At 61.4% G+C, this 14,887-nt stretch carries 11 protein-coding genes; 10 read left to right on the top strand and 1 reads right to left on the bottom strand.

What is annotated here, in order from left to right; translation table 11 throughout:
• Positions 1 to 327 precede the first annotated feature (327 nt).
• Positions 328 to 1,383 carry an RHS repeat-associated core domain-containing protein gene (locus ACA054_RS13805; RefSeq protein WP_497689879.1) on the bottom strand — a complete coding sequence of 352 codons (1,056 nt, stop codon included), beginning with the start codon at positions 1,381 to 1,383 and terminating at the stop codon, positions 328 to 330.
• Positions 1,384 to 1,574: 191 nt separating this feature from the next.
• Between ACA054_RS13805 and ACA054_RS13800 the strand changes: the two genes are divergently transcribed.
• From ACA054_RS13800 to ACA054_RS13755, 10 genes are all read left to right on the top strand, one after another.
• Positions 1,575 to 1,928, top strand: a complete 354-nt coding sequence (locus ACA054_RS13800) for a hypothetical protein (RefSeq protein ID WP_497689878.1) — start codon at positions 1,575 to 1,577, stop codon at positions 1,926 to 1,928.
• Between the two features lie 287 nt (positions 1,929 to 2,215).
• Positions 2,216 to 3,175 (top strand): AAA family ATPase, encoded by a 960-nt coding sequence (locus tag ACA054_RS13795; protein WP_008150800.1) that lies wholly within the window; start codon positions 2,216 to 2,218, stop codon positions 3,173 to 3,175.
• Positions 3,176 to 3,180: 5 nt separating this feature from the next.
• Entirely contained in the window at positions 3,181 to 4,125 is a 945-nt protein-coding gene (locus tag ACA054_RS13790) for a DUF58 domain-containing protein (RefSeq protein ID WP_497689877.1), read from the top strand.
• Positions 4,122 to 4,616: a DUF4381 domain-containing protein gene (locus tag ACA054_RS13785; RefSeq protein ID WP_497689876.1), complete on the top strand. Its 495-nt coding sequence runs from the start codon at positions 4,122 to 4,124 to the stop codon at positions 4,614 to 4,616. The genes ACA054_RS13790 and ACA054_RS13785 overlap by 4 nt, the downstream gene beginning before the upstream one ends.
• Positions 4,609 to 5,688 carry a vWA domain-containing protein gene (locus ACA054_RS13780; RefSeq protein WP_497689875.1) on the top strand — a complete coding sequence of 360 codons (1,080 nt, stop codon included), beginning with the start codon at positions 4,609 to 4,611 and terminating at the stop codon, positions 5,686 to 5,688. The genes ACA054_RS13785 and ACA054_RS13780 overlap by 8 nt, the downstream gene beginning before the upstream one ends.
• Positions 5,685 to 7,418, top strand: a complete 1,734-nt coding sequence (locus ACA054_RS13775) for a vWA domain-containing protein (protein WP_497689874.1) — start codon at positions 5,685 to 5,687, stop codon at positions 7,416 to 7,418. The genes ACA054_RS13780 and ACA054_RS13775 overlap by 4 nt, the downstream gene beginning before the upstream one ends.
• Positions 7,415 to 9,067, top strand: coding sequence for a BatD family protein (locus ACA054_RS13770; protein WP_497689873.1), 1,653 nt, complete (start codon positions 7,415 to 7,417; stop codon positions 9,065 to 9,067). The genes ACA054_RS13775 and ACA054_RS13770 overlap by 4 nt, the downstream gene beginning before the upstream one ends.
• Positions 9,068 to 9,328: 261 nt before the next feature.
• A complete protein-coding gene (locus ACA054_RS13765; protein ID WP_497689872.1) occupies positions 9,329 to 10,573 on the top strand; it encodes an exonuclease SbcCD subunit D C-terminal domain-containing protein in 1,245 nt (414 codons plus the stop codon).
• Positions 10,570 to 14,211 carry an AAA family ATPase gene (locus ACA054_RS13760; RefSeq protein WP_497689871.1) on the top strand — a complete coding sequence of 1,214 codons (3,642 nt, stop codon included), beginning with the start codon at positions 10,570 to 10,572 and terminating at the stop codon, positions 14,209 to 14,211. The genes ACA054_RS13765 and ACA054_RS13760 overlap by 4 nt, the downstream gene beginning before the upstream one ends.
• Positions 14,208 to 14,804, top strand: a complete 597-nt coding sequence (locus ACA054_RS13755; RefSeq protein ID WP_497689870.1) for a glutathione S-transferase — start codon at positions 14,208 to 14,210, stop codon at positions 14,802 to 14,804. The genes ACA054_RS13760 and ACA054_RS13755 overlap by 4 nt, the downstream gene beginning before the upstream one ends.
• Positions 14,805 to 14,887: the final 83 nt, after the last annotated feature.

Here is a 14,887-nt window from a genome sequence, read left to right as displayed (position 1 = left end):
CGGGTCACATTCACCTTCCGTGAATGGGCATCTGCAAAAGCGACTGGGCTGCGTGCAACGCAATGCCTTTACGGGTGCTCATCCGTTGCGCAGCTTAACCAGTGCGGCGAGGCCCGTGCTTGCGGTGCTGCGACATATTCGGTCAACGGTACGCTGCTCTTGGCGTGCGCATCGAACAACACTAGCAGTTGTGCGGGAAAATGGCGGTTTTCAGTCCGGTTATACGGTACATCCGTACCAAAAATGACTGGTGAGGAACGTTTCGTTCTGGGCGTCGTCCTTCCACGTTCACTCATCCTGGATGCACGACATTCCCCGTCAAACTATCTAGCGTTTACGTACTTCGTTAGCATTGCGAAACGTTACGGATTCATATGGATTTTTAGCGTTCATAGCCTTAAGACTTTCAGGTTTTTTGTATACTTTGAATCGACTGTAGCCTTTGTAGGTTTTGCCCACCTTTATCCTGTTGTTTATAAAAGAATCAAAATGGCCAACCTGCTCAGGATAAGCTTTCACTGGACCGCTCACATACCTCGAAAATTCCTGGGCAAACGGTGCTGAATGACACATAACCATTCGATAAGATTCGTATTTTTCAACCATTACGCCTTTGCTTTTTGCGAGCTCGAACAGCTCGCGTGCATTTAGCTTCCGTCCATTACCTGCCGCCATCAACCCGCTCCTTCTCGAGCCATGCGCAACAAAATTAAGCCTGTAACCCTTTTTATATTTATCTTGAAATGTGTAAATATCGTGATCGAGCCTTGTAATATTTTTTACGACTTTCACATTTCGCCCAGTGGCAGCTAGGATGTGCGTCGAAATTTTCGACATGAAATTGCTTATTGAAATATCCCCCTTAGGATCAGTCCGATTCACCGGATCTCCTAGGCAATATGCATAAGAATTCAATCCGCCCTCTCCGAACGGGCTCAAATAATCGGAACGGTTAAATCGCATCAATACCGGGTTGAACGCTCGATAGCCATTGCCTAACAAATAATGTCCGGTCACCGGGTCCGGTCGTTGACCATTGAAACCCAACAAGCTGATCAACCCACCAGAGAAAGGAATGTGACCATAGGGAGAGTAAACGGTGGCATGTGGATTTCCGGCATTGAGCGCACTCAATACAGAACGTTGCAGGTCCGTGACCAACAACGTGCTAGCACGCCCACCGCTGTCTTGCGTCTGTTGCGCCAACAGTTGATCACCGTGCTGGAAGATTGAATGCCGCTCCCCGCCTTGTATCTCGGTGGCCAATCGGCTTTCACAGTAAAAGCGCTGAGACTCTTGCCTGTCCGCGTGGCCGTGGACGGTCAGTCGATCCAGTGCGTCGTATTGATAACGAGCAAGCAGTGTTTTCTGCAGATTGCGCATGGGGAGATACTCCAATGAGCAAGACCAGGGAGGCTGGATTATCGAAGTATTCCCAAGCGCCCGGTACTAGCAGAAATGCTAGTTATTCAACCTGATCGGCAATTCCCTAACACAACCCAGCAATAAATCGTTTGAAATGGCAAAATTGCACATTGTTTGTCACCAACCCGCCCAGCGTCAGGACTACTCACATGCAAATGACCACCGCCCTTTTGATTGTCAACCCATGCGACGACGAGGAAGACAACATGGCCATGCTCTGCTGTCACAGCGACAAGGGCGAAATGTTCCTGATGAGCCGTTACCCGGATGAGGACGAGCTGGAAATTACCCTCGACGGAGAACCTTCGACCCTGGAAGGCGTAAAAGTCACCCTCAGCCCTACCCTGCTGAAGATCGAAATCGCTGCCGCGGATGCCGACGCGCTTAATGGGGATGATGTGCTGGAGATCACCCATGACACTGATGCGAGTGATCTGGCGGAGGTGGAAGAGACGTTGCAAAACATTCTCATGGGGACTGGGACTTACATCAGCCAGCTCTAGTATTAAGTGGTTGTACCGGCCTCTTCGCGAGCAGGCTCGCTCCCACAATTGATCGCGTTCTTTCTGAAGGAACCCGATTACCTGTGGGAGCGAGCCTGCTCGCGAAGAGGCCATAACGAACGACATCCATCTCCCATCTGTACAAAGCCCCAACATTTTCGCCAGCCTTTTCCCGCACTTTGCACAAAATGCCGTTAGTCGCCGCACCCCGCGATAGATTAAAGTAACGCCCCCAGCCCTGGCGTTATACGAACGTCTTCGGTCACCCTTTCCAGGAACAGTCATCGATGGAACATCGTGAAGCGCTGCTCGCGCTGCGAACCTTTCTTTCAACGCAGATTCTCGGCCAGGAAAAACTCATCGAGCGCTTGCTCATCGCCCTGCTCGCCGACGGCCACATGCTGGTCGAAGGTGCCCCGGGCCTGGCCAAGACCAAGGCCATCAAGGAATTGGCCGAAGGCATCGAAGCGCAGTTCCATCGCATCCAGTTCACCCCCGACCTGTTACCTGCCGACATCACCGGTACCGAGATCTATCGTCCGGAAACCGGCAGTTTCGTGTTCCAGCAAGGCCCGATCTTCCACAACCTGGTGCTGGCGGACGAAATCAACCGTGCCCCGGCCAAGGTTCAGTCGGCGCTGCTCGAAGCCATGGGTGAGCGCCAGGTCAGTGTCGGACGCAGCACCTATGAGCTGTCGCCGTTGTTTTTGGTGATGGCCACGCAAAACCCGATCGAGCAGGAAGGCACCTACCCGCTGCCCGAAGCGCAGCTGGACCGTTTCCTGATGCACGTGAAAATCGGCTTTCCGGACGCTGCTGTCGAACGCCGCATCCTGCAACAGGCCCGTGGCGAAGCCTTGAACGGCGAAACCAAGCCCGAACGTCGGGTCAGCCAGCAGGCGATTTTCGCCGCACGCAAGGAGATTCTCGGCCTGTACATGGCCGACGCCGTGGAGGAATACCTGGTGCAACTGGTCATGGCCACGCGCACCCCGGCCAAGTTCGATCCGGAAATGGCTGAATGGATCGCCTACGGCGCCAGCCCCCGCGGTTCGATTGCCCTGGATCGTTGTGCCCGGGCCCACGCCTGGCTGGCCGGTCGCGACTTCGTCAGCCCCGAAGACATCCAGGCGGTACTGTTCGATGTGTTGCGCCACCGCATCATTCTTTCCTTTGAAGCCGAAGCCGCCGGTATCGATCAGGACCGAGTGGTCCAGCGGATTCTCGACGTCGTAGCCGTCGCTTGACCCCGATGAACGCCATCCTGCCGCCCGAACCGGGCATCCGTGTCAGCCTCGCCGAGTTGATCGAGATGCGCCATCGCGTGCGGGAAGTGCAGCTGTTTTCCACGCCGAGCCAGCGCAGCCCGCTGATTGGCCTGCACCACTCCAAGCTGCGGGGCCGTGGCGTGGATTTCGATCAGGTGCGGGTCTATCAGGCTGGCGACGACGTGCGCAGCATCGACTGGCGCGTCACCGCCCGGACCCAGGAGCCCCACACCAAGCTGTTTCACGAAGAGCGTGAGCGGCCGATCTTCATCATGGTCGAGCAAAGTCGTCGCTTGTTTTTCGGCTCGGGGCTGATGTTCAAGTCGGTGTTGGCCGCCCAGGCCGCGAGCTTGATTGGCTGGGCTGCGCTGGGGCATAACGACCGGGTCGGCGGCCTGGTGTTCGGCGACAACGAGCATTACGAAATCAAGCCAAGGCGCAGCAAACAGAGCCTGCTGCAGTTGCTCAACCGCCTGGTACGGGTCAACCAGTCGCTGCACACCGAAAGCGAGCCCGATCGCGATGCGTTCGGCATTGCCTTGCGCCGCGCGCGCGAAGTGCTGCGACCCGGCAGCCTGGCGATCGTGATTTGCGATGAGCGCGCCTTGTCCGACAGTGCAGAACAACAGCTGAGCCTGCTGTCGCGCCATTGCGACCTGTTGCTGCTGCCGGTGTCCGATCCGCTGGACCACGCCCTGCCCGCCGCCGGCCTTTTGCGCTTCGCGCAACGTGGCGCACAACTGGAACTCGACACGCTCAATTTCGACCTGCGCCAGACCTACCGCGCCCAGGCCGAAGCCCGCATCGCCCGCTGGGAGTTGCTGGCGCAAAAGCTCCGGGTGTTGCTGATGCCGCTGAGCACGCAAAGTGAAATGGTCGAGCAACTGCGTGAGTACCTCAACCCACAGAAACCGGGGAAAGGTCGATGAGCAGTCTCGATCAACTGCAGCCACTGATTTCCCCGCCCCCGGTGGATTTCTGGCCGCTGGCACCGGGGTGGTGGTTACTGCTGTTGTTGCTGCCAGCCATCGGCTTTGGCCTGTGGCAACTGCGGCGCCTGTTGCCTGGCAAACCGCCGGTCGCGCCCGTCGAACAACCCCTGGACCCGGTGCGCGTGGCCGCACTGGCCGAACTGGCGCGCATGCCCAAACCTTACGATGGTGCGCCCGCCGGTGCCTGGCTGCAGCAGCTCAATGGCCTGCTCAAGCGTCTGTGCCGTAACCATTACCCCTACAGCCAGAGCCATACCCTCAATGGCCGCAAATGGCTGGCTTTTCTCGACAACCGCTGCCCCGCTGCCGGCCTGACCCGCTGGATGGTGCTGGTCGAAGGCGCCTACAAGCCCGAATGCAAGCTCGACGACAAGGCCATCGCCGGCTTGACCCAGGCGGTCGATACCTGGATTCGCAAACATGTTTGAATTCGCCTGGCCGTGGATCTTCGCCCTGCTGCCGCTGCCCTGGTTGATGCGTGTGCTGTTGCCGGTGGCCGACAGTGGCGAACCGGCGCTCAAGGTCAGTTTCCTCAGTGACCTCGAAGGCTTGGCCCGGCGTCGCGCTCGCGCCAACCTGCCCGCCTGGCGCCAGCAGGCTCCGTTCCTGCTGCTCTGGTTGCTGCTGCTGAGCGCCGCCGCGCGCCCGCAATGGCTCGGCGAACCGCTGCCGATTGCCGCCAGTGGTCGCGATCTGCTGGTGGCAGTGGATGTGTCCGGCTCGATGGACTTTCCCGATATGCAGTGGCAGGAGGATGACGTCAGCCGCCTCACGCTGGTCCAGCATTTGCTTGGCGACTTCCTCGAAAGCCGCGACGGCGACCGGGTCGGCCTGATCCTGTTCGGCAGCCGGGCATACGTGCAGGCACCCCTGACGTTTGACCGGCATACCGTGCGCGTCTGGCTCGACGAAGCGCGCATCGGCATCGCCGGCAAGAATACCGCCATCGGCGACGCCATCGGCCTGGCCCTCAAGCGCCTGCGGCAACGCCCGGCGCAAAGTCGCGTGCTGATCCTGGTCACCGATGGCGCCAACAACGGTGGCGAAATCGATCCGCTCACCGCCGCGCGCCTGGCAGCCAGGGAAGGGGTGAAAATCTACCCGATCGGCATCGGCGCCGACCCGGAACAAAGCGGCACGCCGAGTTTCCTGGGGATCAATCCGAGCCTGGATCTTGATGAAGCATCCCTCAAAGCTATCGCTGAAGCGACCGGTGGCCGCTACTTTCGTGCTCGAGACGCCAAGGAACTGCAATCGATCAAGGCCACCCTCGACCAACTGGAGCCCGTGACCCAGCAACCGACCCAGGCCCGTCCGGCCCAAGCGTTGTACCACTGGCCGCTGGGGCTGGCGTTGTGGCTGAGCATGCTGCTGGTGGTGCTCGAGCTGTGGCCGGATAACCCGCTGCAACGACTGTTTACCAAGGACCTGTTTTTGCAAACGCAATTGCCTGACTGGCGCCAGCGCCTCAAACGCCTGCGCCTGCGGAGGCGCCGATGAGCGCACTCTGGCCGTACTGGTTCCGCCCGTGGTGGCTGTTGTTGCTGCCACTGCTTGGCTGGTTGCTCTGGCAACTTTGGCATCGGCAGAAACGCGCCGGGCGCTGGCAGATGATCCTGCCACCGGCTTTTCATGCGGCGTTGCTCAGTGGCGGCAGCGGGCGCGAAAGCAAACTGCCGTGGGTCGCCCTGGGCATTGCGTGGTTGATCACCGTCGTCGCATTGCTGGGACCGAGCTTTTCCCGCGTCGAACAGACCAGCCAGAAACCCGCCGATCCGCTGGTGGTGATCCTTGAGCTGACGCCGCAAATGCTCGCCACCGACGTTCAGCCAAATCGCCTGGAACAGGCCCGGCGCAAACTCTTCGACCTGTTGCAAAGCCGCAGCGACGCACAGACTGCAATCGTCGTCTTCGCCGGCAGCGCCCACACCCTGGTGCCGCTGTCGGACGACCTGTCCACCAGCCGCAACCTGCTCGATGCGCTCAAGCCGTCATTGATGCCCGAAGCCGGCCATCGTGCCGACCTGGCGGTGCTCAAGGCCCTGGCATTGCTGGAACAGGCCGCACTGGGCGACGGCCGGATCCTGTTGATCGGCACCTCCCTGAGCGAGCCGGAGCGCCTGGGAATCAGCCGCGCCTTGAGCGGTAAATCGACGCAATTTTTGATGCTCGGCATCGGCACCGCCGAAGGCGCGCCCATTACCCAGGAAGATGGCAGTTTCCTCAAGGATGAACAGGGGGCGATTCTCGTGTCGCGCCTGGATGAGCCCGGTTTGAAATCCTTCGTCAATGATCTGGACGGACACTATCGCCACGCACGCATGAGCGATGCCGACCTGCGCGCCCTCGGCCTGCTCGAAGGTCCGCGCAACCTGCGCAACGACGGCCAGACCCTGCGCCTCGACACCTGGGCCGACCAGGGTTACTGGCTGCTGTTGCCGCTGCTGTTGCTGGCCGCGTGCGCCGGTCGTCGCGGCTGGTTGTTCTGCCTGCCGCTGTTGCTGATGCTGCCGCAACCGGGATATGCCTTCGACTTCCAGGACCTGTGGCTGCGCCCCGACCAGCAGGGCTTGCACTTGCTCAAGCAGAAACGCCCTGCCGAGGCTGCGCAGCACTTCGAAGATCACCAGTGGCAAGGCGTTGCCCTCTACGAAGCCGGCGACTACAGTGGCGCCGCCCAGCGGTTCGCCGAAGGCAACGACGCCCATGCCCACTACAATCGTGGCAACGCCCTGGCCAGGAGTGGCGAGCTGGAGGCGGCACTGGATGCTTATGAACAGGCCCTCGAACGCCAACCGGATCTGCGCCCGGCACTGACCAACAAGGCCTTGGTGGAAAGCCTGCTCAAGCAAAAGGCCGCAGCGCCACCCCCTGACAAAACCGCCAACGAGGCGACCAGCGATTCCGAGCAGGAAACACCACCGAGTACCGCTGCGCAGCCGTCGAAAACGGGCGAACCTGAAACCACTGGCGAACAAACGCAAGCCGCCACCGAGCAACCGTCCACCAGCCCCCCGCGGCCCGGTGCCAACGAAGTGCCGGGCAGCGAGCTGGGGGATGAACAGCACACCACGCCGCCCATGCGCCCGGCCAGCGACAGCATCGATGGCGAACAGCAGCAAGCACTGGAGCAATGGCTCAGACAGATCCCGGATGACCCGGGTGAATTGCTCAGACGCAAATTCTGGTACGAACAGCAACAACATCAGGATCAGGGAAAAACTCGATGACCCGCTTCACCGCCTTCATGCTTGCCTCGCTGCCCGCCTTGCTGCTCTGCACCATCCAGGCCCAGGCAGCCGAGCTGGTCGCCAGCGTCGACCGGGCTCGCCTGAACTCCGGCGAGACGATCGAACTGATCCTGGAATCCAACGACGTGACCCAGTTCGGCAAGCCCGACCTGACGCCACTGGAGCCGCTGTTCGAAGTGCGTGGCACCCGCCAGGTCAACCAGTTGAACACGCTCAACGGCGACAACCAGGCCACCACCCGCTGGATCGTCACCCTGCTGCCATTGCACAACGGCACTGTAGTGATCCCGGCGCTAAAGCTGGGCGACGTCCAGAGCCAGCCGATCACGGTGCAAGTGATCGAGAGCGACACCCAGGCGAACCCGGACAAACAGGCGCCGGTGTTTATCGACGCCAGCCTCGATCAAACCAGCGTGTACGTGCAGGCCCAGGCGATCCTGACCTTGCGCATCTACCATTCGGTGTCGCTGTACGACGACAGCAGCCTGCCGCCCTTGCAGATTCCCGACGCCCGCATTGAACAACTGGGCGAGTCACGCACCTACGAGAAAGACATCAACGGATTACGCCACGGCGTCATCGAGATGCGTTACGCGATCTACCCGCAACACAGCGGTGAGCTGATCATTCCGGCGCAGATATTCAATGCCGCGCTGGTGGACGCCCAGCCCGTCCAGAACGCCACTTCACAGGCGCCGAAATCCGGCAAACTGATGCGCATCAGTTCCGGCGAAATCCTGCTGACGGTGAAGGCCAAACCCATCACCTATCCCGCCGATCTGCCCTGGCTACCGGCCCGCAGCCTGACGATTAGCGAAAGCTGGAACCCGGAACCGGATCGCGTTCAGGTCGGTGATTCGCTCACCCGCAGCCTGACGGTCAAGGCCGAAGGCCTGGCCAGTTCGCAACTGCCCCCCCTGCCCGGTACCGAGGTCAGTGGCCTGCGGCGCTATCCCGATCAACCGGTGCTGGGTAACCAGAACAGCGAGCGAGGCCTGGTCGGCAGTCGCGAAGATCGCGAAGCGCTGGTGCCTTCGCGCAGCGGCGCCATCGAGTTACCGTCGGTCGAGGTGGTCTGGTGGAATACCTTCGAAGACCATCTGGAGCACAGCAGCCTGCCCGCCCGGACCCTGCAGGTGGCCGCCAATCCCAGCCTGCTGGTCGACACCCCGGCCGGCACCTCGGCGCTCGAAAGCAGTGCCAGCAGCGAAACCCTCTGGCGCTGGAAACTCAGCAGCCTGATCCTGGCCTGCACCACCCTGCTGGGGTTCGGCCTCTGGTGGCGGGCGCGCTGGCAACCGGCGATCCTGCGTGCGGCACAAACCGGCCCGAGCCCACGCACCGTGCTCGACGACCTCAAGCGTGCCTGCCAGGCCAACGACTCCCACGCTACGCGCCAGGCGCTCGACGCCTGGGCCCGCCAGCAACCGGAAACCCTGGCCGACATGGCCGCCCGCTTTGTACCACTGTCCGACGCCCTCGACGGCCTGAACGGCGCGCTGTACAGCGAAACCGGCCAGCATTGGCAAGGGGAAGATTTGTGGCGTGCGATTCGTACGATCCCGATGGCTGAACGGGTTCAGGACCCGGTCGGGGACAGTGGATTGCCGCCGTTGTATCCCAAGTAAAAACCCTGGTGGCAGTGACATTATCTGACCCCTGTAGGAGCCGGCTTGCTGCGGGCGGCGTTCCGACGATGGCGGTGGATCAATCGACTTCGATGGTGCCTGACACACCGCTATCGTCGGAACGCCGCCCGCAGCAAGCCGGCTCCTACAGGTCTACGCGCAGTGTCTGACCACACCCAGCGCGTTTGCCAGTAAACTCTCTGCCCTTTCGCCGCTGTCATTTGTCTTCGCGGCCATCACTTTCATGTAGCGGAGTTCGCCTTGCGTCTGTTCCACACCTCCGACTGGCACCTCGGGCAGAATCTGCACGGCCAGGATCGCGATTTCGAGCACGGTTGCTTTCTCGACTGGCTGCTGCGCCAGCTCAAACTGGATCAGCCAGATGTGCTGCTGATCGCCGGCGACATCTTCGACACGGTCAACCCGCCAGTCAAAGCCCAGGAACGCCTCTACGACTTCATCGTCAGCGCCCATGAGCAGCAACCGTTGCTGACCATCGTGATGATTGCCGGCAACCACGATTCCGGTTCACGGATCGAACTGCCCGCACCCTTGATGCGCCGCTTGCGCACCCATGCTCTGGGCCGGGTGCTGTGGCTGGATGACGGGCAACTGGACGCCGAACGCCTGTTGCTGCCACTGCCCGATGCCCATGGCGACATTGCCGCCTGGTGCCTGGCGCTGCCGTTCCTGCGCCCGGCCGAAGTCACCGGCGCGCATTTGGGCGACAACTACCTGCGCGGCATCGGCCAGGTTCACGAATGGCTGATCGAAGCGGCCAACGCCAAGCGCCAGCCAGGTCAAGCACTGATCGCCATCAGTCATGCGCACATGGCCGGCGGTTCGGTGTCGGAAGACTCCGAACGCAGCCTGATCATCGGCAATGCCGAAGCCCTGCCCGCCAGCCTCTTCGGGCCGACCATCAGCTACGTCGCCCTGGGGCATTTGCACAAGCCACAGAAGGTCAACGGCGAGGAGCGCATTCGCTACAGCGGCTCGCCGATACCCTTGTCGTTCTCGGAGATCGGCTACCAGCATCAGATTCTCGACATCACACTCGACGGCGAGACCCTGGTCAGCGTCGAACCGAAACTGATCCCCCGCGCCGTGAACCTGCAACGTATGGGCCCTGCGCCATTGGCGGACATCCTCCTGCTACTGGCCGACCTGCCCATCATCGACCTGTTGGCCGACTACCAGCGCCAGCCCTGGCTGGAAGTGCGGGTGCGCCTGGACGAGCCGCAACCGGACTTGCGCCATCAAGTGGAAAGCGCCCTGCTGGGCAAAGCCGTGCGCCTGGTGCGCATCGCCGCCGAATACGCTGGCAACGGCAGCCGCGAAGGCGCCGATGACGGCGCCGGGTTGATCGAGCTGGACCAGATCACGCCCCATGAACTGTTCAGCCGCGCCTGGCAGGACAACTACGGCAGCGAGGTCGATGAGCAAACCCTCAAGGACTTTGCCGAGCTGCTGCAAGACGTGCAGATGGAGGACGAACAGCCATGAAGATCCTCGCCATCCGCCTGAAAAACCTCGCCTCCCTGGCCGGTCCGTTTGAAATCGATTTCACCGCCGAACCCCTGGCCAGTGCCGGACTGTTCGCCATCACCGGCCCCACCGGCGCGGGCAAGAGCACCCTGCTCGACGCTTTGTGCCTGGCCCTGTTCGGCGCCGTGCCGCGCCTGAACAACACCGGCCGCGACGCCAAGGTGCCGGACGCCGATGGCGAAATCGGCACCGGCGACCCACGCACCCTGCTGCGTCGCGGCACCGGCGAAGGCTTTGCCGAAGTGGATTTTGTCGGCGTCGACGGCCGGCGTTATCGCGCACGCTGGGAAGCCAATCGCGCGCGGGAAAAGGCCGGTGGCAAGCTGCAAGCCAGTCGCCAGAGCCTGCGCGATCTCGATCAGGATCAACTGCTGGCCAGCCAGAAAGGCGAATACAAGACCCAGCTCGAGGCCGCACTGGGCCTGAATTTTGAACAGTTCACCCGCGCCGTGCTGCTCGCGCAGAGCGAGTTCAGTGCCTTCCTCAAGGCCGATGACAATGACCGCAGCGAACTGCTGGAAAAACTCACCGACACGGCGCTCTACACCCGATTGGGCCGCCGGGCTTTCGACAAGACCAAGGAAGCCCGCGAAGCGCACAAACTGCTGCAGGATCAGGCCAGCGGCGTGACACCGCTGGCGCCTGAGGCCCGCGTCGAGCTCGACGAACGCTTCCACGCCGCGCAAAAGCAGCTGAAATTGCAGCAGGCGCAGCTCAAGCAGCTTGAGCTTCAGCACGCTTGGCTTCTAGAACTACGCCGTTTGCATGACGCGCAACTGGCCGCTGCCGAACAACTGCACAGCGCCCAACACACCTGGGAAAGCCTGGCTGGCGAGCGCTTGAAGCTGACGCGCCTCGAACAGCTCGCGCCGCAACGGCATCAGTTCGCCCGTAAGTCCGAGGTCGATTCGCAACTCACGCCCTTGGCGGAGCAAATTGCCCAGCATACCCGGCAACATGGCGAACTCAGCGAGCGTCAGGCGCAACTGGAACAGCAACTGAGTGCCACCCGGATCGCGTTGGGCGAAGCGCAACAACGGCAAACCGAATGTGCTCCGCTGTTGCGCCAGGCGTTCGAGGAACAAAGCACCCTCGCCCGCCTGGCCAAGGACGCAGCCCTCAGCGCCGAAGCCAAGCAGAGCGCCGAGCAGGCCTGCACCCAAGGCCAGAGCGCGATTCAAACCTTGCACGAGCAACAGGCCCGGGTTGCCGAACACTTGCAGCGCATGGCTGCGCAGCTTGCACAAAGCGCACATTTGGCGCCGTTGAGCGATGCCTGGAATGCCTACCGTGATCGCCTGCAACAGCTGATGTTGATCGGCAATCGACTGAACAAGGGCCAGGCTGAACTTGCGAACCTCGAACAAAACGCCGTGCGCACAGCAGAAGCCTTCACTGCGCAGAAACAGCAACTGGAGGTGCTGTTCAAAGAGGCCGGCGCCGAACCGGATGCCGTCGCCGAGCAGATCGGCATCCTCGGCAGTCTGTTGCAGGACAACCGCAAGCAACTGCGTGCCATCGAAGACCTTACGCGGCTGTGGGACAGCCAACAGGACCTGGACAAGCGCGGCGCCGAGTTGCAACAACGCCAGGTCGCCGCGCAACAGGAACGCGAGCGCCTGACCCAGGACGGGGTGAAGGCCAAGGCTGAACTCGCCGTCGCCGAGCAGACCCTGACCGTCACCCGCGAGCTGCTGGAACGCCAGCGCCTGGCTCGTAGCGCCAGCGTCGAGGAACTGCGCGCGCAGTTGCACGATGACCAGCCCTGCCCGGTTTGCGGCAGCCAAGAGCATCCTTATCATCAGCCCGAAGCCCTGTTGCAAAGCCTGGTTCGCTTTGATGAAAGCGAACAGGCAACTGCACAAAAAGCGGTCGATCAGCTCAAGGAAAAGCTTACCGAACTGCGTGCGGAAGTGGGCGGACTGATCGCCCAGCAAAAAGAACTGCTGCAACAGCAGGAACAACTGGCGACTGCGCAGCAAGCCCTCGCGCCAAGCCTTCAAGCGCATCCGTCGGCCACCACACTGCTGAATCAGGACGCCGACAAACGCGGCGCCTGGCTCAGCCAGCAAAACAGTCAGTTGAACCAGAGCATCACCCAGGACGAACAACGGCAAACCGCCCTGCTCACCCTGCAACAGGACGCTGCGCGTCTGACCCAGCAATTGCGCCACGCCGAAACCGCGCATCAGAGCGCGGCCCAGCACCTGGACAATCAACAGCGTGAACTGAGCAACGACCGTCAGCGCCTGGACGAAGAACTCAGCGCGTTCGCCAGCCTGCTACCAGGCGAAACCCTGGAAGCGCTTCGAATCGAGCCCGCCGCGACCTTCATGCAGCTTGACCGGCAGATCGCCGAACGCCTGGGGCAACTCGATCAGCAGAAGGAAGAGCTGGCCGAACAGCAACAGCGCCAGCAAAACCTGGAGAAGGAACAGGATCGCCAGCAAACCCGGGTGCAGCAATTGCAAACCGCCGAGCAGCAGTTCAATGCGCTGGCCGAACAGCAACAGGCGAGCCAGCATGCGCTCGGACAATTGCTCGGCTCGCACAGCAGCGCCGAGCAGTGGCAGCAGCAGCTTGAGCGGGAAGTGGAACAGGCGCGCAACGCCGAAACCACCACGGCCACGGAACTGCAAAACGTACACACGCAACTGGTACGAATCGCTGCTGAACTCAAGGCACAGCAAGAACGTTTGCAAGCGCTGGAAGGCGAAAACCGCGAACTCTGCGGCAAAATCGCCGACTGGCGCGCCCGTCATCCGGAACTGGATGACGGTGGCCTTGAAGACCTGCTGCAGGTCGACGACGCCCATGTGAGCGAACTGCGCCAACGCTTGCAGCACAGCGAAAAAGCCATCGAACAGGCCAATGTCCTGGTACAGGAGCGCGACAAGCGCTTGCTCGATCACAAGGCACAGCACAACGGCAACCTGGATGCCGAGCAACTCGCTAGCGCGCTCACCGCGTTGCAAAACCAGTTCACCGTCAGCGAGCAGCTCTGCGCCGAACTGCGTGCCGAACAGGCTGAGGATCAGCGCCGGCAGAACGCCAATCAGGCCCTCGCGCAACAGATCGCCGACGCGTACACCGAGTACCAGCGCTGGGCTCGCTTGAACGCGTTGATCGGTTCGGCCACCGGCGACACCTTCCGCAAGATCGCCCAGGCCTACAACCTCGATCTGCTGGTGCACCACGCCAACGTGCAATTGCGCCAACTGGTGCGACGCTACCGCCTCAAGCGCGGCGGCAGCATGCTGGGCTTGCTGGTAATGGACACCGAGATGGGTGACGAACTGCGTTCGGTGCATTCGTTGTCCGGTGGCGAGACCTTCCTGGTGTCGCTGGCCCTGGCATTGGGCCTGGCATCGATGGCCTCGAGCACGCTGAAAATCGAATCGCTGTTCATCGACGAAGGTTTTGGCAGCCTCGATCCGGAATCCCTGCAACTGGCGATGGACGCCCTCGACGGCCTGCAGGCCCAGGGGCGCAAGGTCGCGGTGATTTCCCATGTGCAGGAAATGCATGAGCGGATTCCGGTGCAGATCCAGGTCCGCCGGCAGGGCAACGGCTTGAGCACCCTGGAGGTGAAATGATCACGCTCTACTCGTTCCGTCGCTGCCCGTACGCCATGCGGGCACGCATGGCGCTGCGCTACAGCGAGGTGGCCGTGGACATCGTCGAGGTCAGCCTGAAGGCAAAACCCGCCGAGATGCTCGCGCTGTCGAGCAAAGGCACGGTGCCGGTGCTGAATGCAGACGGTCAGGTCATTGATGAAAGCCTGGAAATCATGCGCTGGGCCTTGGCGTGCAATGACCCACAGGACTGGCTGCTCAAGGATGATCCGCAAGGACAGCTCGCCATCGAGGCGTTGATCGAGGAGAACGATCAACGCTTCAAAGTGCATTTGAACCGCTATAAGTACGCCGAACGCTATCCCGAGCAGCCGATGGCGTTTTACCGCGCCGAGGGCGAGGGGTTCTTGCGCAAACTGGATGAGTTACTGGACGGTCGCGATTATTTGCTGGCCAACCACCTAACTCTGGCCGACGTAGCGTTGATGCCGTTCATACGGCAATTCGCCCATGTCGATCGCGAGTGGTTTGCGCAGACGCCCAATCGACGGCTGCAGGACTGGTTGCAGCGATTTCTGGAGTCAGCGTTGTTTACATCAGTGATGGCCAAATAAAACACGACCCCTGTAGGAGCCAGCGGTGCGGCGATCCGACTTGCCGGCGAAGGCGTCGTCGAGATCGCCTTCGCCGGCAAGTC

It is taken from the genome of Pseudomonas sp. LBUM1653, from assembly GCF_059716115.1.
The sequence above is the reverse complement of the archived record's forward strand: the minus strand, read 5'-3'. Positions and strand labels throughout refer to the sequence as shown.

What these genes read in the sequence shown, in the direction of transcription:
- ACA054_RS13805 (WP_497689879.1), bottom strand. Translation starts at nt 1,383, where the DNA reads ATGCGCAATCTGCAGAAAACACTGCTTGCTCGTTATCAATACGACGCA.
- ACA054_RS13800 (WP_497689878.1), top strand. Translation starts at nt 1,575, where the DNA reads ATGCAAATGACCACCGCCCTTTTGATTGTCAACCCATGCGACGACGAG.
- ACA054_RS13795 (WP_008150800.1), top strand. Translation starts at nt 2,216, where the DNA reads ATGGAACATCGTGAAGCGCTGCTCGCGCTGCGAACCTTTCTTTCAACG.
- ACA054_RS13790 (WP_497689877.1), top strand. Translation starts at nt 3,181, where the DNA reads ATGAACGCCATCCTGCCGCCCGAACCGGGCATCCGTGTCAGCCTCGCC.
- ACA054_RS13785 (WP_497689876.1), top strand. Translation starts at nt 4,122, where the DNA reads ATGAGCAGTCTCGATCAACTGCAGCCACTGATTTCCCCGCCCCCGGTG.
- ACA054_RS13780 (WP_497689875.1), top strand. Translation starts at nt 4,609, where the DNA reads ATGTTTGAATTCGCCTGGCCGTGGATCTTCGCCCTGCTGCCGCTGCCC.
- ACA054_RS13775 (WP_497689874.1), top strand. Translation starts at nt 5,685, where the DNA reads ATGAGCGCACTCTGGCCGTACTGGTTCCGCCCGTGGTGGCTGTTGTTG.
- ACA054_RS13770 (WP_497689873.1), top strand. Translation starts at nt 7,415, where the DNA reads ATGACCCGCTTCACCGCCTTCATGCTTGCCTCGCTGCCCGCCTTGCTG.
- ACA054_RS13760 (WP_497689871.1), top strand. Translation starts at nt 10,570, where the DNA reads ATGAAGATCCTCGCCATCCGCCTGAAAAACCTCGCCTCCCTGGCCGGT.
- ACA054_RS13755 (WP_497689870.1), top strand. Translation starts at nt 14,208, where the DNA reads ATGATCACGCTCTACTCGTTCCGTCGCTGCCCGTACGCCATGCGGGCA.